Genomic DNA, 19,349 nt, shown 5'->3' with positions numbered 1-19,349 from the left:
GAACTTAAACAGCCGTCTCTCCCGCGCGGGGGATGCGGGCAGCGATCCGGCGTGGTCTTTGACCAACGGGTTCCCGCATGCGCGCCTGCAGCGCGAGCGACGGGATCTTGGGAGGAAAGACAATGCGTCAACACATGCTGAACGCTGCCCTGGCCGGTGCGTTTGCAGCCTTGCTCTGCCTGTCGTCCGCAAGCGCTTTTGCCGAGGTCAAAAAAGGCGATCCAGGCGCCACCTGCACGTCGGAAAACCGCACCATCAACGGGCAGGCGGCCAAGTGCGAGATCTGCTCGGCGACGAAATGCGACACCAGCGGTACGACGGTGAGCAATTGCCGGAAGGAGACGACCACGACCTGCACGATTGGCGGCAAGGTGGTCAGTCCCAACCCGAAATGGAACCGGATCGAGAAGCTGCCGAAGAGCAAGATGCAATTACAGCAGTAGGGCTCATCCGGAGGATCCCCGACAGGTTCAAACCCTTGCAGCGCAAGGGATCAGCTGTGCATCGCGTCGAATTTTTCGCGCGCGACCTTGACACGCTCGGTGTTCTTGCGCGCCCATTCGCCGAGTGCACCGACCGGCACCAGAAGCTCGTAGCCAAGGTCGGTCAATTCGTAGTCGACCCGCGGCGGGATGGTCGGGAACACGGTGCGCGTGACGAAGCCGTCGCGCTCGAGCCCGCGCAAAGTGGTGGTCAGCATCTTCTGTGAAATGCCGCCGACCGCGCTGCGCAGCTCGTTGAAACGCAGCGGCCCGTCGCCGAGCTTGCCGACGACGAGCACGGTCCATTTGTCGCCGACGCGCTGCAGGATTTCCGAGATGGCGCGGCAGTCCTCGGTGCGGTGCGGGTGCCTTGGTAACAAAAAAGTGCCTCCTTGCACATTGAGCGGCCAGTTACTCATATAGCGCAGGTATCTAAACGATACCAGTATTCCTGTAAGGAGAGCCCCTCTATGTCAAAACCCAAAATCGCCATCGTCATTGGTTCGACCCGCGCCGCGCGCTTTGCCGACGTCCCGGCCCAATGGATTGCCAAGATCGCCAGGTCGCATGCCGACATCGATGTCGAAGTCGTCGACCTGCGCGATTTCCCGCTGCCGTTCTTCGATGAGGTCGCATCCTCCGCCTGGGCGCCGTCGCAGAACGAAGTGGCGCAGCGCTGGCAAAAGAAGGTCGCCGGATTCGACGGCTTCATCTTCACCGCCGCCGAATACAATCATGGCCCGACGGCCGTGCTGAAGAACGCCATCGACTACGCCGCCAACGAGTGGAACAAGAAGGCGGCCGGCTTCGTCGGCTATGGCAGCGTTGGTGGCGCGCGTGCGGTCGAGCAGCTGAGGCTGCATGCGGTCGAGTTGCAGATGGCGCCGGTGAAGTCCGCCGTCCACATCGCCTGGGCCGATTTCCTTGCCGTCAAGCAAGGTGAGAAGAAGCTCGATGAATTCGAGCACCTCAACCAGGCGGCAACCGCGCTCGTCAACGACATTGCATGGTGGGCCAGGGTACTGAAGACGGCGCGTCAGGCCGATGCCGTCGCCGAGGAAGTCAAGGCGGCCTGAGCGCAGGTTCGAACAATCCTCCCAAGGATTAATTCTCCCAAGGATTCAGGGCGGCGCATGCGCCGCCCGTTTTTTTCAGACGGCATGCGCGTCCTGCGCTTGCCTTGGCCTGATGATGCAATCGGCAAGGCGGTCCATCTCATTCAACTCGTCGGCGTGGTGCTGACCCCACTGGCAAAGTGCCAGCAGGATGGGCTCGAGGCTGAGGCCGAGCCGCGTCGCCGAATATTCCACGCGCGAGGGGATCTCGGCAAAGATCTCGCGGCGAACGAGGCCGTGCTCTTCCATGTCGCGAAGCTGCTGGATCAGCACTTTCTGCGTGATATTGGGCATCAATCCTTGCAGCGCCGACAGCCGCCGCGGCCCGTCGAAGAGATGGTAGAGGATGATCGCCTTCCAGCGGCCCGAAATCACTTTCAGCGCGCGCTCGGCCGGCAGCATCGGCAGTCTCTTGATCAGCTTGGCCATGGTCACCTCCCGGTCAGCGGCGGACAAATCGGTGTGTGGTCGAAGCCAGGCAGATAGTGGCAAACAGCGGCCGATGCCAATAACGATCGGTGCATGTGATGAGAGCCATTCAACTGAACCGTTTCGGCGACCCTGACGTTCTCGAAATGGTTGAGGTGCCGAAGCCCGAGCCGCAAGCCGGCGAGGTCCTGGTCCGCGTTCGTGCGGCCGGGGTGAATTTCTTCGAAGTGCTGATGCGCGCAGATCGCTACGCGGTGACGCCGCAACTGCCGATGATCCTTGGCGTCGAGGCCGCCGGGATCGTGGAGGCGCTCGGGCATGGGGTGGATGCTTCCTTGCTCGGCACGCGCGTCGCCGCGCCGTTGTTCGCCTCGAGCCGCCCGTTAGGCGGCTATGCCGATTATGTGACGATTGACGCAAGCCTGGCCGTGCCCTTGCCGGATGCGCTCTCGTTCGAAGCCTCGACGGCATTGATGGTGCAAGGACTGACGGCGTTGCATCTGTCGCGGCAAAGCCCGCCGGCCGGCAAATCGGTGCTGGTCGCCGCTGCCGCGGGCGGCGTCGGTTCGTTGCTTGTCCAGCTTGCGAAGCGGGCAGGGGCGAGCAATGTCATCGCGGCTGCCGGCAGCAAGGCCAAGCTCGATCTTGCTTTGTCGCTGGGGGCCGACGTTGCCGTCGACTCCAGCAAAACGGACTGGCCAGAGCGCATCCGGGTAGCGACAGGCGGCGCCGGCGTCGACATCGTCTACGACATTGTCGGCGGCCCGCTGACGGCGGTTGCGCTGGAGGCTCTGGCACCTCGCAGAGAGCTGGCGTTTGCCGCACTTGGCAGATACGCGCTCGGCGCCCCGGAGATGGAGGCGATGATCGGCCGCAACCAGTCGCTGAGGGGTTTTGCACTGCTGCCGCTGCTTTCTCCAGAGGTGCTCCGTGACGGCCTGTCGGGGCTCTTCAATCTGGCGGCAAATGGTGAGCTTAAAGTGACCAACGGCGGTCGCTTCCCGCTCGACCAGGCCAGTCAGGCGCATCGCCTGCTGGACGAGCGCGGCGCGACCGGCAAGGTCGTCTTGATACCCTAGTAGGTGCTCGGCAAGGAGCCGGGGATCCGGGCTTGTGCCGTTCCGGCCGTCAGCGAACCCGATAGAACGGATTTGGCAGCAGGAACAGCTTCTCGGCATGCCCCCCGAACAAGTCGGATGGCTGGTCGCCGACATTGGCAATTATCGTGTAGCCGGCCTTTTCGATTTCGGCCCTTATGGGTGCCTTGAAATCTGCGGCGGAGCCGTATTTGGCCCCAGGCTGGACCATGTAAAGGTGCTCATAGCCGGCATAGCCGGCCGACTGCAGGTTCTGTTCGGTTGCCTGACGCTGGTCCTCCGGACGTCCGGTGATGAAGAATACCGCGACTTTCGCCGTTCGCGCCTGCCGGAAGACCTCCAGCACCGGGTCAATGGCCGGATCCTTCGCAAGCTGGTCCCAGGCGGCCCAGCCACAGGGACCGTCGATTGCGATGTCGCAGGCGCCGCTGATCGGGCGGCCGAAATTGTCACGTGTGATCACTTCCCAGTTGGCCAAAGCGGTCTCGTCGATGTCGAGCACCAGTGCGGGGCGAGGCACCTCCGTCGCGCGCTTGACGACCCAGTCGCCGGCCTGCTTCGCCACTGCGGCAAGGTCGCGATCATAGTCGCCGGAATCATGATAATTGGCAGCCGCCAGCATCGCATCGCCGACATTGGCTGGCTGGGACGGGCTTGTGAGAAGGAGCGAGTCGGAACGTGCCGGCACAGGAACATTTGTGCCGATCATCAGCACGATTGCCCCGACACGCGCAATTCTATTCCAACCAATCGCCCGCATCACGAGACTTTGCGGTCACGAGAAGTCCGCTGTCAAGCGAGACCGAACAGACGACCGTACCCCCCGGTTGAATTGTGACACGCTTTCGTAACCGACCGCGAACGCCGCGCTGCTCGCGGTCTTTCCCTCCGACAGGAGACGCACCGCCGAAATCTCCGGCGCAAGTGCGTCACCCCAGGTCGTAGCCAACACGGCCTTGACCGTGCCCTACGCCGCCTGAACGATCTCGACCAGTTCAACGTCGAACACCAGATCCCGCCCGGCCAACGGATGATTGCCGTCGAGCTTGACGCTGGCGTCGTCCACGCCGACGACTGTTACCGGCATGGGGCGCCCTTCTGGGGTTCTGACCTGCAATCGAGTGCCGATATCGACGTTGATGTTGTCTGGTACGCGGGCGCGGTCAACGGTCATCACCGCTTCGGGGCGGTGGGGGCCATAGGCGGCCTCGGCGGGAACAGTCACGGTGCTTTTCGCGCCCACCTCCATGCCCTCGACATGGGTTTCAAGACCGGGAATCACCTGTCCTTCACCCAGCGTGAATTGCAGCGGTTCGTTGCCGGAAGAATCGAATTGGGTGCCGTCTGCGAGGCGGCCATTGTAATTGATGCGCACGGTGTCGCCATTCTTGGCCTGTGTCATGGTAGTCATCCTTTTGGAGGGTTTGAGGGGCCGGCCAAAGCTCACGGTCCCGTCCTCGATCATCCACGCACTCGGTGCGCGGCGCGAAACGCTAAAACTAGGGACCTGGCTGCCGATGTAAACCCCGATTGAGCTACGCCGGTATGACGCCGCCGGCGCTCGCCGCCTTCGGCAGGAGTGCGCCGGACTAGCGGTCATGCCGCCTCAACCCATTCAGGCGCTGTGCAAATGGCGGCTAGATCAGGTTATGGCCGCCATCGATGCGGATTGTCTCGCCGGTCGTGAAGTCACTTTCCATGAGGTAGAGGTAGGCGGCGGCGACGTCCGCAGCGGTCGGAATTTTTCTCGATGGCAGCCGGGCAGCCATGTCGGCAAAGAAGCCGGATTTGGCTTCTCCAACGATGTCCCACATCGGTGTTTCTACCCATCCGGGAGACACGACATTGACGCGCGTCGGGGCCAGTTCGAGCGCCAGGGCGCGGGCGAAGTAGCTGAATGAGCCGGCAATCGCGGCGACGACTGAGCCTCCCGGCACCGGCGGCTTGTCCTTGTTGATACCCGACGTGAAGGTCATGGAGCCGCCGGCCCTCAGGGTGCGCACAGCGTGCTTGGAGAGCATCACGGCGCCAATCAGCTTATTATCGACGAAGCGCCGCACCGCCTCCATGTCGGTACCGCCGATGGGCTCGCCGGGCGGCAGTGTTCCGGCTGTCGATACGAGGTGATCGAACGCACCGACTTCGTCGAACAGGCGGGCGACGTCTGCTTCGTCGGTCATGTCGGCGACCAAGCTTGTCACGCGATCACCCACATTGAGCGTCCGTTCGGCCGCCTGCAGTTTCTCTTGCGACCGGCTGACGATCACGACCGTCGCTCCGCTGTTGAGCGCAGCTTCCGCGACGCCAAGACCGATGCCGGAGCTGCCTCCGACGACGATGACTTTCCTGTCCACGAGCGATGTCACGGGAGGTCTCCATTCGTTTGCGATGTAGGTGAGGGTCAAGCCTTGCCGGCGTAGGCGGCTTCGAGGTCGGCGATGATGATCTTGCGCATCCCATACATCGCCTGCCGGACGCGGTTGGCCTTTTCGCGATCCGGATCGGCACTGAGCCGCGGCAGGATTTCCGGGATGACCTGCCAATAGACGCCGAACTTGTCAGTGAGCCAGCCGCAGGGTTGTTCCCTGCCGCCGCCGGCGGTGAGCGCCTCATAGTAGTAGTCGGTCTCGGCCTGGTCCTTGGTCTCGATGTAGAGCGAGAGCCGCTCGTTGAAGGGCGGCTGCGGCCCGGCGTTGAGCGCTGTAAGGTGCAGTCCCTCGAGCTCGAAATCGAAGGTGGCATGCGGGACCGTCTTGTTGGTTCCGGACACCCAGTCGGTGTATTCGATCGTCTCGAGCACTTTGCCGTTCTTGAAGACCGAGAGATAGAAATCGCGGGCCTCCTTGGCGTCGGTGTTGAACCAGAGGAATGGATGGATGGTGGCCATGTCCGTTCTCCGTTAATTCCTTGCGACAGCGATCTTTCGCGAAGAACCTGTCCGCCGTTACTTTCGTTCAGGCTAGCGGCGGTCCGACTGCCGATAGATCGAGCCGTCCCAGTCGCGGGCAAACCCGAGGTCTTCGAGCCGGCGGGTCGAGAAGCGTGCAATCAGCCGCTCGGTCCGGCGCCGGCTGCTCGAGGCGAGGATGCGGCCGGCCATGCCGGTCAGGACGTCGACGATGGGTTCAACTCGTTTGGCGCTCATGGTGCTCTCCCAGGGTTGCGGCAGTTTTGGTGTTGGTAGTTGCCCCGCGACTTTCGTCAGCGAGAGTATCAGTCACATCAGACTTGCCTTTTGCAGCGGCGGTGGATGGCTGATTACGTGAGCAAACATGCCGTCTTCCGGTCTGGACGACAAACGACTTATCGGCGACAATGTGTGAGCATCGCTCACACATGCAGGTATCGATCATGCCCCGGAAACTGCCTCCCCTCACCACCTTGCCGAGCTTCGAGGCGGCGGCGCGCCTGTTGAGTTTCTCCAAGGCGGCAGAGGAACTTCATGTCACCCACGGCGCCATCAGCCGGGCGATCAAGAACCTTGAGGATCAGCTCGGTGTGCAGCTGTTCGAGCGCGGTACGCGTTCGGTGAGCCTGACCGCCGTCGGCGAGCCCTATGCGCGGGCGGTGCGCGAGGTGCTCGACCAGTTGGCTGCCGCCACCGCTGCAGCAACGGCCCGCTATTCGAGCTCGACACTGAACGTCAGTACCTCCGATGGCTTCGCGGGGAGATGGCTGGTGCCACGCCTCTATCGCTTTCACCGTGCGCATGGCGACATCGATGTGCGGGTTTCGACGAGCGGGAAGCTGACCAACTTCCTCGGCGACGGCATCGATGTCGCGGTCCGCTATGGCAGCGGAAATTATGCGGGGCTCACGTCAGAGTTCTTGACCGGCGAGGAGGTGTTTCCAGTGTGCAGCCCAAAGCTTCTTGAGGGTGCACATCCGCTCCGCACGCCTCAGGATCTCAAACATCACACGCTGATCCGTGACAGCTTTCCGATCGACTGGGCGACCTGGCTCGCAAGCGCCGGGGTCGAGGGCGTGGACCCGCAGAGCGGGATTACCTTCGACTCTGCCACCTTTGCCATGGAGTCGGCAGCACAAGGCGAAGGGGTGGTGCTCGGCCGGACCATGCTCGTTGCAGCCGACCTTGCCGCCGGGCGACTTGTCCGGCCCTTCGGCCACGCCCTGAAATCCCCCTCCAGCTTCTATCTCGTCTACCCGCCAGCGGCGATCCGTCAGCGCAAAGTCAAGGCTTTTCGGGATTGGCTGCTTTCGGAAGTCACGCCGTAAATGGGGTGACGGGAAGGCCGAGCCGAGGGGACAGTTCGCCTACAGATCAATGTCCGAAAAACCGCTACTATCAGCTCGCCCGAACTGCGGTGATGATCCAGGCACGCGAGTCGAAAAGCACGCCGTCCGCGGTCAAGCGCGCGTCGAGCAGTTCGCGCAACCGCCGCAGCGCCGCAGCGACATCCACATCCGCGCTAGCCAGCGGATCCTTCACCAGTTGCAGGCCAAGCAAAGCGTCATAAGCCGCGTCGACGTCCAGGCCATAGAAAACCGGTTCATGCACTTCGGCAAAGTCGACCGAAACAAAACCGGACGCACGCAAGACCTCCGCGGTGATGACGGGGTCACCGAGCGAAAACGGGGTGGCGGCGGCTGCCGATATGGCGGTCCCCGGCGCAATCGCCCGCTGAATGGCAGTCGCCCACTCGTTGCGGTCCTGGCCCTGCCATACCATCCACACAAGACGTGCCCCTGGTCGCATCGCCCGGCCGATATTGGCGAACGCCGCCGCCGGATCGGCAAAGAACATCACGCCAAAGCGACTGATGCACAGATCGAAGCCGGCAGGCGGAAACGCCAGCAATTGCGCATTGCCGCGCTCGAAGGCGACGTTTCGCAATCCCTCGTCCGCGCTACGCCTCCGGGCGAACTCGAGCATCTCGGCCGATACGTCCACCCCGAGCACGCTGCCTTCCACCGCGACGCGGGCAGCATCGCGAGAAGATTGTCCCGAGCCGCATCCGATATCGAGCACGCGATCACGCGTTCCCGCCTTGACGGCAGCCCTGAAGACCTCGTTGTGCCGTCGCAGCTCGGCGTCGTAAAACTCGGCGCAGTTCAACACCATCGCACGCCTGCCTGGACATGATGGGCACGGCGGCATTCCCAGCCGCTCCGCTCTGATCTTGTCGATGATCTCCTCAGCCGGGTGATGCACCGACTTCTGCTTCGGGTCACCCCAGCACTATCAGCCGCGCCGCGCTGCCTCGATCGCGGCAACGTCGATTTTCTTCATCTCCATCATCGCCTCGAATGCGCGCTTTGCTTCGTCGCCGCCGGCAGCCATCGCCTCGGTCAGAACGCGCGGCGTGATTTGCCAGGAGATGCCCCATTTGTCCTTGCACCAACCGCAGGCACTTTCCTGGCCGCCATTGCCGACGATGGCGGTCCAGTAGCGGTCGGTCTCCTGCTGATCGTCGGTGGCGATCTGGAAGGAGAAGGCTTCGTTGTGTTTGAACGCGGGACCGCCATTGAGGCCGAGGCAGGGGATGCCGGCGACCGTGAACTCGACCGTCAGCACGTCGCCCGCCTTGCCGGACGGGTAGTCGCTGGGAGCGCGGTGGACGGATTTCACCAAGCTGTCGGGGAAAGTCTCGGCATAGAAGCGGGCCGCAGCCTCGGCGTCCTTGTCATACCAAAGGCAGATCGTGTTCTTGGCGATTGTCATTGCTGGTCCCTTTGCTTTTGAATCAACCTGGGCTTTTGATCAACCTGGGCTTTTGGAAACAACCTGGGCTTTTGAAATCAACCCGGGCCTTGAAGTCAATCCGGGCTTTTGCACAGCCAGCCTCGGCGTTGCACTACGAAAATGGAATGCGCTCGTGCCATCTGACGTTCCGACAGCAACACCTGCACGGCATCAAGGTATCACGGCTGGCACTTTTAAGACCAGATGTGGGCAGTGACTCGAACGGGCGACGGTCCGCCGGGTCCCGACCGGTGGCCTTCACTTTTTTGTCTGGGGCAGCTTTGTCTGGGGCAGCGCCGCTTTGCTCAAGGGCGTGCTGGCTTTCGGTTGGGCGCCCCGGTGCCTCAGGAGGCGCACAAGCAAGTTCCGTCTGCCCTTGCGCGGGACGAGATCGATATCGCTGACAAGCTTTGCGCCGCCCTCGCGACGCTCCAACGTGATCTTGCGGCTATGAAAGGTTTCCAGCTCGGCGCGATGCGCTACGCTGATGATGGTGACCTTCGGCAATTCGCGAATGATCATCTCCATCATCTTGTCCTGGCTCTTCTCATCAAGTGCTGAGGTTGCTTCATCCAGCACTATGATATCGGGGCTGTGCAGCAGAAGACGCGCGAAGGCGAGCCGCTGCTTTTCGCCACCCGACAAGGTCTGGTCCCATGGCGCGTCCTCTTCGATCTTGGCGTTGAGATAATCGAGTCCCACCTTGTCGAGAGCCGCCTTGATCTTTTTCAGCGTCCAGTTGTCGGCGGCGCCTGGATAGGCGACTGCGCGGCGAAGCGTCCCGGTGGGGATGTAAGGCCGTTGCGGCAACATGAACAACCGTCTGTCGGCGTGGATGTTGACGCTGCCGCTACCCCACGGCCACAGGCCTGCGACGGCCCGCACCAGCGTGCTCTTGCCTGAGCCGGATTCGCCGGCAACGAGCACCCGCTCGGCTGGTTTGATCACGACCTCGGTTTCCTTGACCACGGCGGTACCGTCGTCGAGCGACACGGAGAGATTGTTCAGCCCAAGCATCGCATCGCCTTCGGTTTCGCCGCGCTTAATGCGTCCAAGGGTGTTGCTCTGTTCCGCCCGCTCGAGCCCGTCGAGCGACATCATCAGCGAGGCGATGCGCCGTGCACAGGCATTCCAATCAGCGAGACGGGGGTAGTTGTCGACCAGCCATCCGAACGCGCCCTGCACGATGGCAAAGGCCGAGGCAGCCTGCATTACCTGTCCAAGTGTCATGCTGCCTTCGAGAAACTTTGGAGCGCAAAGCAGAACCGGCACGACCGGCGCAAACAGGCTCGACCCCTGCGACACCAGCGCTGTGCGCATGTGCTGGCCTGCAAGGAGCGCCCACTGCCTGAGCACATGGGCGAATGTCTTGTCCATGCCGCTGCGCTCCTCCTCCTCGCCGCCGAGCAATGCGATACTCTCGCCGTTTTCCCGCACGCGCGTCAGCGTGTAGCGGAACTCAGCTTCCGCCTGGTTTTTTTCCTCGGAGAGGTGGACGAAATGGCGGCCGATGACCGCCATCGAGGTGGACGTGATTGCGGCATAGATTACCGCGGTGACGACCAGGAAGCCGGGAATGGTGACGGTCGAACCTGCAATCGGCAGGGTCAAGGCGCCGCCGATCGTCCACAGCACCACGATGAAGGTCGAGGCCGACAGAAATGCGACGATGACACCGGCAATGAAATCGACGGGCGATTCTGTGGCAATCCGCAAATCCTCGGCGATGCGGGCTTCGGGATTGCTGTGGTCGCCGCCGACGAGGTTCAGCTGATAGTAGCGGCCACTTGCGAGCCAACGCGCGATGACTGCGGTGGTGAGCCAGGAGCGCCAGCGGCGCTGTATCGTCATACGAAAGAAGACTTGTGCCACCACAAGGCTTGTGCTTCCGAGCACGAGCGGCACGAAAACGGCGCTCAGCCGATATACGGTATGGGCGTTGCGTTGCTCAATGGCGTCGAAAATTGCGCGATTCCAGACATTGATCCCATACTGGAAGCCGACATTGGTGACGATCAGGACCAACAGCCCGATCGTGCATGGCCAAGCGAGCCTATCGCCAATGCTGCCCCAGTAACCGCGCGCGCTGATCCAGAAACGCTTCAGCAGGTACCTCTTGCGCGCCTGCTCAGCCTCTTCGGGTGTCAGCTCCGGATCGGGTTCGATGAAATCCGGCGGCGGCGCGGCCTCGCCGACGACCTCGGACGCGGCTTCGACAGTCGAGTGTTTCTCGTGGCGCGACCTCTCGGCATCGCGCAATTGGGCGGCGTCAACCGATTTCGGCTTGAATCTAGCCTCGGGCATCCGGCGATAACGGCTTAAAAATCAGAAGGTTTCATAGCGTCCGCTTGAGATGGTCAGCTGCCAACAGCGCCTGGGTTTCGCTCATGATTGCCGGCTGCCCTAGCGGCCTCGCTCCTGCATCGGCTCCTGTGACCGCGACGCAGCTCCGCCGGCAGGCGCATCGCGTGCAGTTGCCTGGAGTGTCAGCGATGCACCGGGACGGCGTTTTCGTACCGGGCCATCTACGCCGACGCGGCCCTCGTCGGACAGAAAGGGGAGACCAGATTCTGGCGCAGAACCTGGTCGTCGGGACAATGGTTGGAGCAGACATTCTGCACCATTTGCGGATCGGTCGTTTTCATGCGGGCAGAAGGATTGAAGGATGCGCTGTCGGTCTCGGTCGGCTGTCTGGAGGACCCGCATTTTCCGGCCCCGGCAACGCTCCACTGGCCTGACAGGAAACATAAATGGCTTTGTTTGGAAGGCTTGCCCAAGGTCGCTTGAGGAGCGAAATGGCGATGCGTGCAGACGCTGGCACAGAGTTGCAACAGAACTTCAGGGATCACTCTGCTGGACGAGCAGTCTCGACAATTCGCTTCAGGCTCTCAAGATTTATTCGCATGCCGCGTTCGAAGAAGCTGGACGCGAGCGGCGCGAGAAGCGCCATCGGCCCGGGAAGCCCTTTTCCGGTAATCGAACCCTCGAGGTGGAGATGCGTTCTGTGGCCTGTCGGCGCCAGCCGAAAGCGGTAGGTGAATGGCGTCGGCCCGCTCAAGCTGGACAAAGTCAGCAGTGCATCGACTTCGAACTCGGTGACCTCCACGATGTTTTCGAGGACCCGCCCGACCGGGCCGGCCGTGAGCTTGGCTACGGACTGCACAGCCGAGTACCAGGCCGGAGCCGCTTCAATATCCTCGATATGACGGAAGACGGTCTGGGCAGGCCTGTCGATCTCGATTGATATGTCGAACATTTGTGACTTATTCCTTCGGGAGATCGGATGATGGCCCATCGCGCCGGGCGATTGCGTTGCCGGCGGCTGTTCCGGCGACCAGAACTCGCAGCAGCCCGACGGCGGTTGTGACCTCGTTCGGCGTGAGCCGCTGGCCCAGCCATCCGTAAAGCCGGGATTCGACCTGCCGGATTTCGGCGGCGAGCCGGTGCCCCTCCTGTGTCAGTTCGAGCTCCACCTGCCGGCGATCGTCGGAGTTTTCCCGCCTGACGACGAGCGCCCGCTCGACCAGCGTGCTTACCAGCCGGCTGGGACTGCCGGTCTCGCAGACCAGCAGCTTGCCAACAGCATTGAGCGACATTGGTCCGCCGGCCTTCAGGCAGCTGATGACTTCAGCCTGGGAAGGGGTGACGCCAAGCGGCGAGAGCAAGTCGGTAAGCAGCCTGTTGCCTTCGCGCTGGGCGCCGAGAATGAGGAATCGGAGCTCCTCTTCTGGTTTCATGCCGCCGCTCCCAGTTCGACCGGGGCGGTCACCAGCTGACGCGTCGCCAGCCGCACGGCGCTCTCCGGATCATGGGTCGGCAGATAGATCGTCGGCTGCTGCTCGGCGAGGTGCCGGACGGCTCGCAGGGTGGCGGCGGCAATTTTTGTATCGGGTCCCACGCCGTCCACCTTGCCGGCAAGCATCAGTGCCTGGTTGTAAGACGTGTCGCCGGCGAGAAAGAGCGTTGCGTCGCCATCCTCCACCAGCACCGAAAGATGACCGGCAGTGTGACCAGGAGTTGCGATCGCCACGACGTCGCCCGCTTTGGTCAAGCGCTTGCTCGCCGCAAATTGGCCGAACGGTCCATCGTCGAGCTCGAGCCGTATGGGGTTGAACCAGTCGGGCCAGCGCTGCGGCAGGTAGCCGCGGAGCATTCCCATGAAACCCGACGCCGTGTCGATCTCACTGGGGGCGGCGAGTATCTGGCTATGGGGAAAATGCACCAAGCCCGCATCGTGGTCCATGTGCAGATGCGTGAGCACCACCCGTTTGACGTCGCGCGGCCCGATGCCCAGGCCACGCAGCTGCGGCCCGATCTCTTCTTCCGGCTCGATACGAAAGTGCACTTCCCAGCGAAAGAACGGATGCAGCGAGCGTCCGTGCCCGTTCAGCAGATGCGCCGCCTGTCCAGTGTCGACAACAATGACGCCTTCGTCATGCTCGATGGCCCAGGCGAAGGTCGGCAACCAGCCGGACCAGTTCCTGTCGGCAAAGATGCTGGCAAGCCCATGGCCGCGTCCTTCGATCTGGGCCGTCTTGATGCGGACCGACCCGGTCCGGATGGCATGTACTTTCATTTTTTCCTCTCCATTAGATGATATGTCATCGTATGACACGTCATATATTGAGGAGTCAATAGAACGGAGGAGAAAAGATCAGCGCGACAGCGATCGCGAGCATCTGCCGCTCAGCCCGACCGCGCAGGCGCTGAATTCCGGAACAAGGGTGCGATTTTGCCGTTGAGCCAGAAACTGGAAGCGACCCGCATGTCCGAATTGCCGAATGAAGAGATCGAAGGGCGGCTGAACGCCCAGCGCGAGACTTTGGCGCTGGTCGTCGCACTGCTTGCCAGCAAGGATACGGCACCCGAGCGAATATGGGCCGAGCTGGAGGCCCGTTTTCAGTTTCAGAACAGTCAGGAGGACCCCGGCGTCCTGCCAAGCAGCGCATTCGCCATCGAGGCTGCGAAGATGCGGGAGTTCAAGCTGATCGCCGAAGAGGCGCGGGCGCGCACTGCGGAATGGAACGGCAGGGACATGCCACAGGGCGCCAGCTGAAGCCCCGGCAAGTGGTTGCAGGACCGGCTATTTTGCGAGGGGCCGAGCAGGCGTCAGCTTTGCCCTAAAAGTGCACGCGCCAACTCTTCCCATTCCTCGTCAAGACTTAAGGTCGATGGCGCGGCGTTGCAGCGGCGATACCAATATTCGGCATTCGACTGGTCGCCTTCCTTGCGGTGGAGATAGGCATGCACGTGCATGCCCGCAGTATCGTCGCGCCGCTGCGCGCACTCGTGCGCCTTAGCCCAATCGCCCTTTGCATCCCACCACAGCGCCTGCAGGGCAGGGCTCAAACCGTCTGGCGGCTGTGGTTTCGCAATCGAATCCCTGAAGGTTTGCAGATCCATTTTTCCACCCTAGCAACGTACAGGGCGCCGATAATACCTGCACCGGCAGCCGACCGATAGCGTGCATCGGGCGGCATAACCGGAATGGGTGTCGGGAGCCGATAACCGCACGGCCAGATGCTTGATTTGGTGACGTGCATGAAATAGTGCGCACCACGGCACCATGATGCCTGAGACAGCGAGGATGGGTAGCGAGCCGATGACAGCCCCCGACAACGCACGCCAATTCTACCACGGCACCCGGGTCGACCTTAAACCGGGAGACCTGATAGAAGCCGGCTACAGCTCCAATTACGGCGCGAGAAAGCAGGCAGCCTGGGTCTATCTGACCGGCACTCTGGATGCGGCCATCTGGGGTGCAGAGCTGGCCGCTGGTGACGGGCGGGAAAGGATCTACATCGTGGAGCCAACCGGCCCGATCATGGACGACCCCAATCTTACGGACAAGAAATTTCCCGGCAATCCGACGCAGTCCTATCGCTCCCGCGAGCCGCTCAGGATCACGGGCGAGGTCGCCAAGTGGCAGGGCCACTCCCCGGAGCGGCTGAAAGAGATGAAGGACCATATCGAACGGCTGAAGGCGCAAGGCATCGAGGCGATCGATTGATCGCTAAGTCCTGCAATTGGCAGGCCTGGCTCTGACCTACGGTCGGCGGCAGTCGCCGCGAAACACGGCTCGCCGTCCGCAATGGGTCCGCGAGTTGTCGTTCCTTGCAGGTTGGAGAGCGGATGCTCCTTTTCATCTCGTCGCGAACGTGATGATCTCGGGGCTCGAAGGGCCAAGTGGGCTGCCGTCAAAGCCGCCGAATTGCTGTTCGATCCGTAGCCCCGCGTTCCCCAGCAGGCTCGATAAGGCGTCCGTGTCGAGGAATCGCAAGGTGCTGCGACTAACTTGCGGAAGGCTCGGATGCTTTCCGCCGAACCTGTGGGTGAATGTCACCGTCTGTCCATCGAACGGCATGATCACCTCTGTTGTGATCTGCACCAGAGACCCGTCAGGTAGCTCAACGACGACCGCATTTTCGGGTGTCCAGCGCTCCCACGCCCGCACAGAAGGGTTCCGCGTCTCGAACGCGAAGCATCCGCCTGGCACAAGGGCCTGTCGCGCAGCCGCCATCAAATCCCGCAGGTCTTCGTCGCTGACAAGGGCCTGGAATGCATGCCCCGTCATCACAATGAGATCAAACTCGGCTGTCCAGCCGGCCGATTGGAGATCGCCGAGGACCCATTCGATATCCGTGCGCGTTCGTGCGCGATTCAACACGCCGGGTGCTGGGTCGATGCCGCAGAGCCGCCCTGAATGTCCGGCCAGGCGTGCCTCGTGAAGGAGGGTGCCCGTTCCACATCCGACATCAAGCACCGCGTCTGCTGTTAGAATGCGGGGCAGGTAGAAATCATAGTCGTCGCGCGCAGATCTCGGGTGCCAGGCATCGTAGACGGCAGCGAGATATGGGTCGGCGAAAAGGTGGTCGACCATAGGCGGTATTCCCAATCAACTTTGATTGTGCGAGCGGTGGCGCCGCGAGCATATAGCCCATAAGTCGCGTCGATCGTTACCGCACGACCTCGCGGTGGGCGCCGGGCAGTCGGGTGGCGATGAGCTTGTCGATGCGGCGGCCGTCGAGGTCGACGACCTCGAAGCGCCAGCCTTGCGCGTCGACGCATTCGCCGGTCGCCGGCAGATGGTGCATATGCGACAGCACATAGCCGGCGACGGTTTCGTAGTCGCGGTTCTCGGGCAGATCGATGCGGAGAACCTCCGCCATCTCGTCGGCCTGCATGTAGCCGGCGAGCAGCCATGAGCCGTCCTCGCGCTTGACGGCGTTTTCCTCGTCGCCGGCATCGAGGTCCGAGCGGAAGACGCCGGTGATCGCTTCCAGTATGTCGGCCGGGGTGACGATGCCTTCGAAATGGCCGTATTCGTCGTGCACCAGCGCCATCGGCACGTCGGATTCCTTCAGCGTCGCAAGCACATCCAGCGCGTCGGCCTGGTCATGCACGATCGGGGCGGTGCGCACGTGCCGGCGCGGGTCCAGGGCGCGGCCGCCCAGCATCGCGGCCAGCACGTCGCGGGTCTGGACGACACCAATCATGGCATCGACGCCGCCGTCGCCGGCCGGCAGGCGCGAATGCTGGGTATCCATCAGCAGCTTCCTGATGGCGGCCTCGTCGGCTTGCAAATTGATCCAGTCGACCTCGGTGCGCGGCGTCATCACCGCGCGCACGGCACGGTCGCCGAGTCGCATGACGCCCGCGATCATGCGGCGTTCGTCGGATTCGATGGTGCCGTGGTGCTCGGCCTCGGCGACCAGCATCTTGATCTCCTCGTCGGTGACCTTCTCCTCGCTCTGGCCGCGCTGGCCAAGCAGCCACAGGAGGGCACGGCCGGAAAAGTCGAGCAGGAAGACCAGCGGCGCCGAGAAGCCGGCGAGGATGGTCATTGCCGGAGCGACCCTGACGGCGACCCGTTCGGGGTCGCGCAAGGCGATCTGCTTGGGCACCAGTTCGCCGATGATCAGCGAGCCATAGGTGATTAGGGCAACGACGATGCCGACGCCGAGCGGGTCGGCGAGGCTTTCGCGGATACCGGCCGACGCCAGGAAGGTGGCCAACCGCTCGCCAAGCGTGGCGCCGGAAAAGGCGCCGGACAAGACGCCGACCAAAGTGATGCCGATCTGCACCGAGGACAGGAATTTTCCCGGATTGGCGCCGAGCGCCAGAGCCCGGCCAGCGCCCTTGACGTTGCGGTCGATCATCGCCTTGAGGCGCGCCGGCCGCGACGAGACGATGGCGAGCTCGGACATCGACAGAAGGCCGTTCACACAGATGAGGACGACCACGATGGCAATTTCAGCATAAAGCATGCCGGGTCCATAGCATTGCCACGCGGTTTTCGAAAATAGGACGGTCGCGATTTTTCAGGGCAATCGCTTCAGACAGAAAAGATAATGCCCAATTCGTGTTGGAGGTTATCAATTGTCGAAGTCGGCGCCGCCCTGGCAGCGCAAACCTTAAGCAATGGCCCTTTGTCTTTTCAACTAGCCGGCGGAGCAATCAAGCGGCATCCCAGGGCGGCGCGGAAAAATGCTCGATCAGGGTGTCGACGACGACGCGCACCTTTGGCGCGAGGTTGCGTGTTACCGGCCAGATGGCATGCACCACGGTATTTTCGACAAGACAGTCCGACAGAACCATTTCGAGCTCACCGCGCCTGATGCTGTCGGCCGTCAGCCATGTCGGCAGAAAGACGATGCCGCAGCCGGCCAGTACCGCATCGAGCATCGGTTCGCCGTGGCCGAGCACCAGCCGCGCCTTGGGCGCGAATTTTTCGAGACGCCCGTCGGCATGCCTGACGGTCCAGGGATGGACAGCGCCGTCGCGGCCGTAGCCGATGAGGCTGTGCCTGGCGAGATCCTCGATCGATTGCGGCCTGCCATGGGCATCGAGATAGGCGGGGGCGGCGACGATGCCCGAACGCTGGGCATAGATGCGGCGCGCGGCGATCGAAAGGCTGTCGTCGAGATCGCCCATGCGCACCGCTAGATCGATGCCTTCCTCGATCAGGTCGACGCGCCGGTCGTTGAACGAGATTTCCATCGTCAGATCCGGGAATTTTTTGGAAATGTCGAACAGCACCGGGGCGACGCACCGCCGGCCGAAAGCCAGAGGCAGGTCGACGCGCAGCCGCCCGGAAGGCACCTGCTTGCGGGAAGCGAGCAGTGACTGGGCGGCTTCGATCTCGGCCAGCGCCCTGACGCAGGCTTCATAGTAGCTCAGGCCCTCGCTGGTTGGGCTGAGGCTACGGGTGGTACGGTTGAGCAGGCGAACGCCCAATCGCTGTTCCAGCTGTGCGATCGACTTGCCGACCGCCGATTTCGTGACATGCAGCCGGACAGCGGCGCCGGTGAAGCTGCCGGCCTCCACCGTATGAACGAATGCGATGATGCCCTGCAGATTGGCCGATTCCAACGAGGCGCTCCTATTTGTAGAGTTTTGCTCCCTAATCTGTTGCGAAGCATGCCACATGGAAGCACTTTTCTCCATAGTGAAACGGCGTAAATGTCTCGCGCAACCATCAACCACGGAGCGCGAACCAAATGAGCACCGAAAACAGATCCTGGCAGATGAACGGTTTCGGCCTGTCCAGGCTGAAGCCGGCCGAGGGCAAGCTGCCCCAACCCGGGCCGCATGATCTTCTGGTACGCGTCACAGCGGTATCGCTGAATTACAAGGACAGGATGATCGTCGATGGCGTGCTGATACCGGACCTCAGCTTTCCGTTCGTGCCGACGTCGGACGCGGTGGGCGAGGTGGTGGCCATCGGCGGCAAAGTCAGCCGCTTCGGCATCGGGCAGCGCGTGCTCGGCCAGGTGATCGCCGACTGGCCGGACGGCGACGCCCCGCCCGTACTGCACAAGTACACGTTGGGTTCGTCGCTGCCCGGCACGTTGTCCGAGCATGTGCTGTTTCATGAGGATGCCGCCGTGGCGGCGCCGCCGTCGCTCAGCGACGTCGAGGCATCGACGCTGCCGATCGCGGCGCTGACGGCGTGGTTCGCGCTGGTCGAGGCGGCCAAGCCGATCCCGGGCGAAACCGTTCTCATCCAGGGCACTGGCGGCGTGTCGCTGTTTGCGCTGCAATTTGCCGCCGCCTTAGGCCTGCGCGCCATCGTCACCTCGAGCTGCGACGAGAAGCTCGAGCGGGCGAAGGCGCTCGGCGCCTGGAAGGGAATCAATTATCGCAGCCAGCCGGCATGGGACGAGGCGGCGCGCAAGCTGACAAACGGCGCCGGCGTCAGGCATGTGCTGGAAATGGTCGGCGGCGACAATGCGCGGCGCTCGCTCAATGCGCTGGGCGCCGACGGCAGGCTGTCGCTCATCGGCCTTCTCGGCAGCATGGAGCTTAGTTTCCCGATCATTCCGTTCCTGCGCAACCGGATCGTCGTACAGGGCATATCGATCGGCCATCGCCGCGCTTTCGAGCGGATGAACCAGGCGATCGAGACGCTTGCGATCAAGCCGGTGATCGACAAGGTGTTTGGCTTCGACGAGGTGCCGCAGGCATTTGAGCGATTGGAGACGGGACCGTTCGGCAAGATCGTGATCGCCGTGCCCTGAAC

The 19,349-nt window shown here is 62.6% G+C and carries 26 protein-coding genes and 1 pseudogene; 9 read left to right on the top strand and 18 right to left on the bottom strand.

Annotated elements, in window-relative coordinates; genetic code table 11:
• The first annotated feature begins 77 nt into the window (after nucleotides 1–77).
• Nucleotides 78–443, top strand: a complete 366-nt coding sequence (locus tag NKH91_RS00265) for a hypothetical protein (protein ID WP_245278591.1) — start codon at nucleotides 78–80, stop codon at nucleotides 441–443.
• Nucleotides 444–493: 50 nt separating this feature from the next.
• On the opposite strand, the gene NKH91_RS00260 is transcribed toward NKH91_RS00265, so the two are convergent.
• Nucleotides 494–862, bottom strand: coding sequence for a winged helix-turn-helix transcriptional regulator (locus NKH91_RS00260; RefSeq protein WP_352494900.1), 369 nt, complete (start codon nucleotides 860–862; stop codon nucleotides 494–496).
• A 90-nt stretch (nucleotides 863–952) separates the two neighbouring features.
• Here NKH91_RS00260 and NKH91_RS00255 point away from each other — a divergent pair, with 90 nt between their 5' ends.
• Nucleotides 953–1,558, top strand: coding sequence for an NADPH-dependent FMN reductase (locus tag NKH91_RS00255; RefSeq protein WP_023719141.1), 606 nt, complete (start codon nucleotides 953–955; stop codon nucleotides 1,556–1,558).
• A gap of 75 nt (nucleotides 1,559–1,633) precedes the next feature.
• Here the strand turns inward: NKH91_RS00255 and NKH91_RS00250 are convergent, their stop codons facing one another.
• Nucleotides 1,634–2,026, bottom strand: coding sequence for a winged helix-turn-helix transcriptional regulator (locus NKH91_RS00250; RefSeq protein WP_352483120.1), 393 nt, complete (start codon nucleotides 2,024–2,026; stop codon nucleotides 1,634–1,636).
• A gap of 98 nt (nucleotides 2,027–2,124) precedes the next feature.
• On the opposite strand from NKH91_RS00250, the gene NKH91_RS00245 reads away from it, so the two are divergent.
• A complete protein-coding gene (locus NKH91_RS00245) occupies nucleotides 2,125–3,105 on the top strand; it encodes a quinone oxidoreductase family protein (RefSeq protein WP_352884471.1) in 981 nt (326 codons plus the stop codon).
• 49 nt (nucleotides 3,106–3,154) lie between these two features.
• Here the strand turns inward: NKH91_RS00245 and NKH91_RS00240 are convergent, their stop codons facing one another.
• The 6 genes and pseudogenes from NKH91_RS00240 to NKH91_RS00220 all read right to left on the bottom strand — a co-directional run bounded on the left by NKH91_RS00240 (nucleotide 3,155) and on the right by NKH91_RS00220 (nucleotide 6,268).
• Nucleotides 3,155–3,832, bottom strand: coding sequence for an HAD family acid phosphatase (locus tag NKH91_RS00240; RefSeq protein ID WP_352846665.1), 678 nt, complete (start codon nucleotides 3,830–3,832; stop codon nucleotides 3,155–3,157).
• A gap of 83 nt (nucleotides 3,833–3,915) precedes the next feature.
• Nucleotides 3,916–4,009, bottom strand: a pseudogene (locus NKH91_RS32305) (helix-turn-helix domain-containing protein); the annotation flags it as partial.
• A gap of 81 nt (nucleotides 4,010–4,090) precedes the next feature.
• Nucleotides 4,091–4,525 (bottom strand): FKBP-type peptidyl-prolyl cis-trans isomerase, encoded by a 435-nt coding sequence (locus NKH91_RS00235; RefSeq protein WP_023719136.1) that lies wholly within the window; start codon nucleotides 4,523–4,525, stop codon nucleotides 4,091–4,093.
• Between the two features lie 235 nt (nucleotides 4,526–4,760).
• Nucleotides 4,761–5,528: an SDR family oxidoreductase gene (locus NKH91_RS00230; protein WP_352846667.1), complete on the bottom strand. Its 768-nt coding sequence runs from the start codon at nucleotides 5,526–5,528 to the stop codon at nucleotides 4,761–4,763.
• Nucleotides 5,525–6,010, bottom strand: coding sequence for a VOC family protein (locus tag NKH91_RS00225; protein WP_352483124.1), 486 nt, complete (start codon nucleotides 6,008–6,010; stop codon nucleotides 5,525–5,527). Before NKH91_RS00225 ends, NKH91_RS00230 begins: the two co-directional genes overlap by 4 nt.
• A 72-nt stretch (nucleotides 6,011–6,082) precedes the next feature.
• On the bottom strand, nucleotides 6,083–6,268 hold the full coding sequence (locus NKH91_RS00220) for a DUF1127 domain-containing protein (protein ID WP_352483125.1): 186 nt from the start codon (nucleotides 6,266–6,268) through the stop codon (nucleotides 6,083–6,085).
• 206 nt (nucleotides 6,269–6,474) lie between these two features.
• Between NKH91_RS00220 and NKH91_RS00215 the strand changes: the two genes are divergently transcribed.
• Nucleotides 6,475–7,359, top strand: a complete 885-nt coding sequence (locus NKH91_RS00215) for a transcriptional regulator GcvA (RefSeq protein WP_352846669.1) — start codon at nucleotides 6,475–6,477, stop codon at nucleotides 7,357–7,359.
• Between the two features lie 70 nt (nucleotides 7,360–7,429).
• On the opposite strand, the gene NKH91_RS00210 is transcribed toward NKH91_RS00215, so the two are convergent.
• Together NKH91_RS00210 and NKH91_RS00205 are read right to left on the bottom strand one after the other, a co-directional pair.
• On the bottom strand, nucleotides 7,430–8,206 hold the full coding sequence (locus tag NKH91_RS00210) for a class I SAM-dependent methyltransferase (protein WP_023719131.1): 777 nt from the start codon (nucleotides 8,204–8,206) through the stop codon (nucleotides 7,430–7,432).
• 120 nt (nucleotides 8,207–8,326) lie between these two features.
• On the bottom strand, nucleotides 8,327–8,800 hold the full coding sequence (locus NKH91_RS00205) for a VOC family protein (RefSeq protein ID WP_352846771.1): 474 nt from the start codon (nucleotides 8,798–8,800) through the stop codon (nucleotides 8,327–8,329).
• Between NKH91_RS00205 and NKH91_RS00200 the strand changes: the two genes are divergently transcribed.
• Nucleotides 8,793–9,044 carry a hypothetical protein gene (locus tag NKH91_RS00200; RefSeq protein ID WP_156948077.1) on the top strand — a complete coding sequence of 84 codons (252 nt, stop codon included), beginning with the start codon at nucleotides 8,793–8,795 and terminating at the stop codon, nucleotides 9,042–9,044. The genes NKH91_RS00205 and NKH91_RS00200 overlap by 8 nt on opposite strands.
• 41 nt (nucleotides 9,045–9,085) lie before the next feature.
• Here the strand turns inward: NKH91_RS00200 and NKH91_RS00195 are convergent, their stop codons facing one another.
• On the bottom strand, nucleotides 9,086–11,131 hold the full coding sequence (locus NKH91_RS00195; protein ID WP_352483128.1) for an ABC transporter ATP-binding protein/permease: 2,046 nt from the start codon (nucleotides 11,129–11,131) through the stop codon (nucleotides 9,086–9,088).
• 159 nt (nucleotides 11,132–11,290) lie between these two features.
• Between NKH91_RS00195 and NKH91_RS00190 the strand changes: the two genes are divergently transcribed.
• Nucleotides 11,291–11,614, top strand: a complete 324-nt coding sequence (locus tag NKH91_RS00190) for a GFA family protein (RefSeq protein ID WP_352950948.1) — start codon at nucleotides 11,291–11,293, stop codon at nucleotides 11,612–11,614.
• Between the two features lie 58 nt (nucleotides 11,615–11,672).
• Here NKH91_RS00190 and NKH91_RS00185 read toward each other — a convergent pair whose 3' ends face one another.
• From NKH91_RS00185 to NKH91_RS00175, 3 genes are read right to left on the bottom strand one after another with little or no spacing between them, the layout of a single operon-like run.
• Nucleotides 11,673–12,083: an SRPBCC family protein gene (locus tag NKH91_RS00185; RefSeq protein WP_023719128.1), complete on the bottom strand. Its 411-nt coding sequence runs from the start codon at nucleotides 12,081–12,083 to the stop codon at nucleotides 11,673–11,675.
• A 7-nt stretch (nucleotides 12,084–12,090) separates the two neighbouring features.
• Complete coding sequence (locus NKH91_RS00180) at nucleotides 12,091–12,564, bottom strand: MarR family winged helix-turn-helix transcriptional regulator (protein WP_023719127.1); 474 nt, start codon at nucleotides 12,562–12,564, stop codon at nucleotides 12,091–12,093.
• A complete protein-coding gene (locus NKH91_RS00175) occupies nucleotides 12,561–13,403 on the bottom strand; it encodes an N-acyl homoserine lactonase family protein (protein WP_352494909.1) in 843 nt (280 codons plus the stop codon). Before NKH91_RS00175 ends, NKH91_RS00180 begins: the two co-directional genes overlap by 4 nt.
• Before the next feature lie 189 nt (nucleotides 13,404–13,592).
• Here NKH91_RS00175 and NKH91_RS00170 point away from each other — a divergent pair, with 189 nt between their 5' ends.
• Nucleotides 13,593–13,883 carry a hypothetical protein gene (locus NKH91_RS00170; RefSeq protein WP_352494910.1) on the top strand — a complete coding sequence of 97 codons (291 nt, stop codon included), beginning with the start codon at nucleotides 13,593–13,595 and terminating at the stop codon, nucleotides 13,881–13,883.
• A gap of 53 nt (nucleotides 13,884–13,936) precedes the next feature.
• Here NKH91_RS00170 and NKH91_RS00165 read toward each other — a convergent pair whose 3' ends face one another.
• Entirely contained in the window at nucleotides 13,937–14,230 is a 294-nt protein-coding gene (locus NKH91_RS00165; protein WP_352494911.1) for a hypothetical protein, read from the bottom strand.
• Nucleotides 14,231–14,429: 199 nt separating this feature from the next.
• Here NKH91_RS00165 and arr point away from each other — a divergent pair, with 199 nt between their 5' ends.
• On the top strand, nucleotides 14,430–14,837 hold the full coding sequence (arr, locus tag NKH91_RS00160) for an NAD(+)--rifampin ADP-ribosyltransferase (protein ID WP_198030485.1): 408 nt from the start codon (nucleotides 14,430–14,432) through the stop codon (nucleotides 14,835–14,837).
• A 132-nt stretch (nucleotides 14,838–14,969) separates the two neighbouring features.
• On the opposite strand, the gene NKH91_RS00155 is transcribed toward arr, so the two are convergent.
• The 3 genes from NKH91_RS00155 to NKH91_RS00145 all read right to left on the bottom strand — a co-directional run bounded on the left by NKH91_RS00155 (nucleotide 14,970) and on the right by NKH91_RS00145 (nucleotide 18,199).
• Complete coding sequence (locus NKH91_RS00155) at nucleotides 14,970–15,707, bottom strand: class I SAM-dependent DNA methyltransferase (RefSeq protein WP_352592485.1); 738 nt, start codon at nucleotides 15,705–15,707, stop codon at nucleotides 14,970–14,972.
• A gap of 76 nt (nucleotides 15,708–15,783) precedes the next feature.
• A complete protein-coding gene (locus NKH91_RS00150; RefSeq protein ID WP_352846673.1) occupies nucleotides 15,784–17,094 on the bottom strand; it encodes a hemolysin family protein in 1,311 nt (436 codons plus the stop codon).
• 190 nt (nucleotides 17,095–17,284) lie between these two features.
• Nucleotides 17,285–18,199 (bottom strand): LysR family transcriptional regulator, encoded by a 915-nt coding sequence (locus NKH91_RS00145; RefSeq protein ID WP_352846676.1) that lies wholly within the window; start codon nucleotides 18,197–18,199, stop codon nucleotides 17,285–17,287.
• Nucleotides 18,200–18,327: 128 nt separating this feature from the next.
• Between NKH91_RS00145 and NKH91_RS00140 the strand changes: the two genes are divergently transcribed.
• Nucleotides 18,328–19,347, top strand: coding sequence for a zinc-dependent alcohol dehydrogenase family protein (locus NKH91_RS00140; protein WP_352846678.1), 1,020 nt, complete (start codon nucleotides 18,328–18,330; stop codon nucleotides 19,345–19,347).
• Nucleotides 19,348–19,349: the final 2 nt, after the last annotated feature.

Origin of the sequence: Mesorhizobium sp. M0894 (assembly GCF_040319725.1) — a bacterium.
GTDB lineage: Bacteria > Pseudomonadota > Alphaproteobacteria > Rhizobiales > Rhizobiaceae > Mesorhizobium.
Note: the sequence above shows the minus strand (reverse complement) of the source record. Positions and strands in the feature narration are given on the sequence as shown.

Bases quoted from the DNA above. Each gene is read 5' to 3' on its own strand.
- NKH91_RS00165 (WP_352494911.1), bottom strand. From the start codon at position 14,230: ATGGATCTGCAAACCTTCAGGGATTCGATTGCGAAACCACAGCCGCCA.
- NKH91_RS00265 (WP_245278591.1), top strand. From the start codon at position 78: ATGCGCGCCTGCAGCGCGAGCGACGGGATCTTGGGAGGAAAGACAATG.
- NKH91_RS00210 (WP_023719131.1), bottom strand. From the start codon at position 8,206: ATGGTGTTGAACTGCGCCGAGTTTTACGACGCCGAGCTGCGACGGCAC.
- NKH91_RS00235 (WP_023719136.1), bottom strand. From the start codon at position 4,525: ATGACACAGGCCAAGAATGGCGACACCGTGCGCATCAATTACAATGGC.
- NKH91_RS00215 (WP_352846669.1), top strand. From the start codon at position 6,475: ATGCCCCGGAAACTGCCTCCCCTCACCACCTTGCCGAGCTTCGAGGCG.
- NKH91_RS00220 (WP_352483125.1), bottom strand. From the start codon at position 6,268: ATGAGCGCCAAACGAGTTGAACCCATCGTCGACGTCCTGACCGGCATG.
- NKH91_RS00255 (WP_023719141.1), top strand. From the start codon at position 953: ATGTCAAAACCCAAAATCGCCATCGTCATTGGTTCGACCCGCGCCGCG.
- NKH91_RS00245 (WP_352884471.1), top strand. From the start codon at position 2,125: ATGAGAGCCATTCAACTGAACCGTTTCGGCGACCCTGACGTTCTCGAA.
- NKH91_RS00185 (WP_023719128.1), bottom strand. From the start codon at position 12,083: ATGTTCGACATATCAATCGAGATCGACAGGCCTGCCCAGACCGTCTTC.
- NKH91_RS00225 (WP_352483124.1), bottom strand. From the start codon at position 6,010: ATGGCCACCATCCATCCATTCCTCTGGTTCAACACCGACGCCAAGGAG.
- NKH91_RS00175 (WP_352494909.1), bottom strand. From the start codon at position 13,403: ATGAAAGTACATGCCATCCGGACCGGGTCGGTCCGCATCAAGACGGCC.
- NKH91_RS00150 (WP_352846673.1), bottom strand. From the start codon at position 17,094: ATGCTTTATGCTGAAATTGCCATCGTGGTCGTCCTCATCTGTGTGAAC.
- NKH91_RS00250 (WP_352483120.1), bottom strand. From the start codon at position 2,026: ATGGCCAAGCTGATCAAGAGACTGCCGATGCTGCCGGCCGAGCGCGCG.
- NKH91_RS00170 (WP_352494910.1), top strand. From the start codon at position 13,593: ATGTCCGAATTGCCGAATGAAGAGATCGAAGGGCGGCTGAACGCCCAG.
- NKH91_RS00140 (WP_352846678.1), top strand. From the start codon at position 18,328: ATGAGCACCGAAAACAGATCCTGGCAGATGAACGGTTTCGGCCTGTCC.
- arr (WP_198030485.1), top strand. From the start codon at position 14,430: ATGACAGCCCCCGACAACGCACGCCAATTCTACCACGGCACCCGGGTC.
- NKH91_RS00195 (WP_352483128.1), bottom strand. From the start codon at position 11,131: ATGCCCGAGGCTAGATTCAAGCCGAAATCGGTTGACGCCGCCCAATTG.
- NKH91_RS00155 (WP_352592485.1), bottom strand. From the start codon at position 15,707: ATGGTCGACCACCTTTTCGCCGACCCATATCTCGCTGCCGTCTACGAT.
- NKH91_RS00240 (WP_352846665.1), bottom strand. From the start codon at position 3,832: ATGATCGGCACAAATGTTCCTGTGCCGGCACGTTCCGACTCGCTCCTT.
- NKH91_RS00180 (WP_023719127.1), bottom strand. From the start codon at position 12,564: ATGAAACCAGAAGAGGAGCTCCGATTCCTCATTCTCGGCGCCCAGCGC.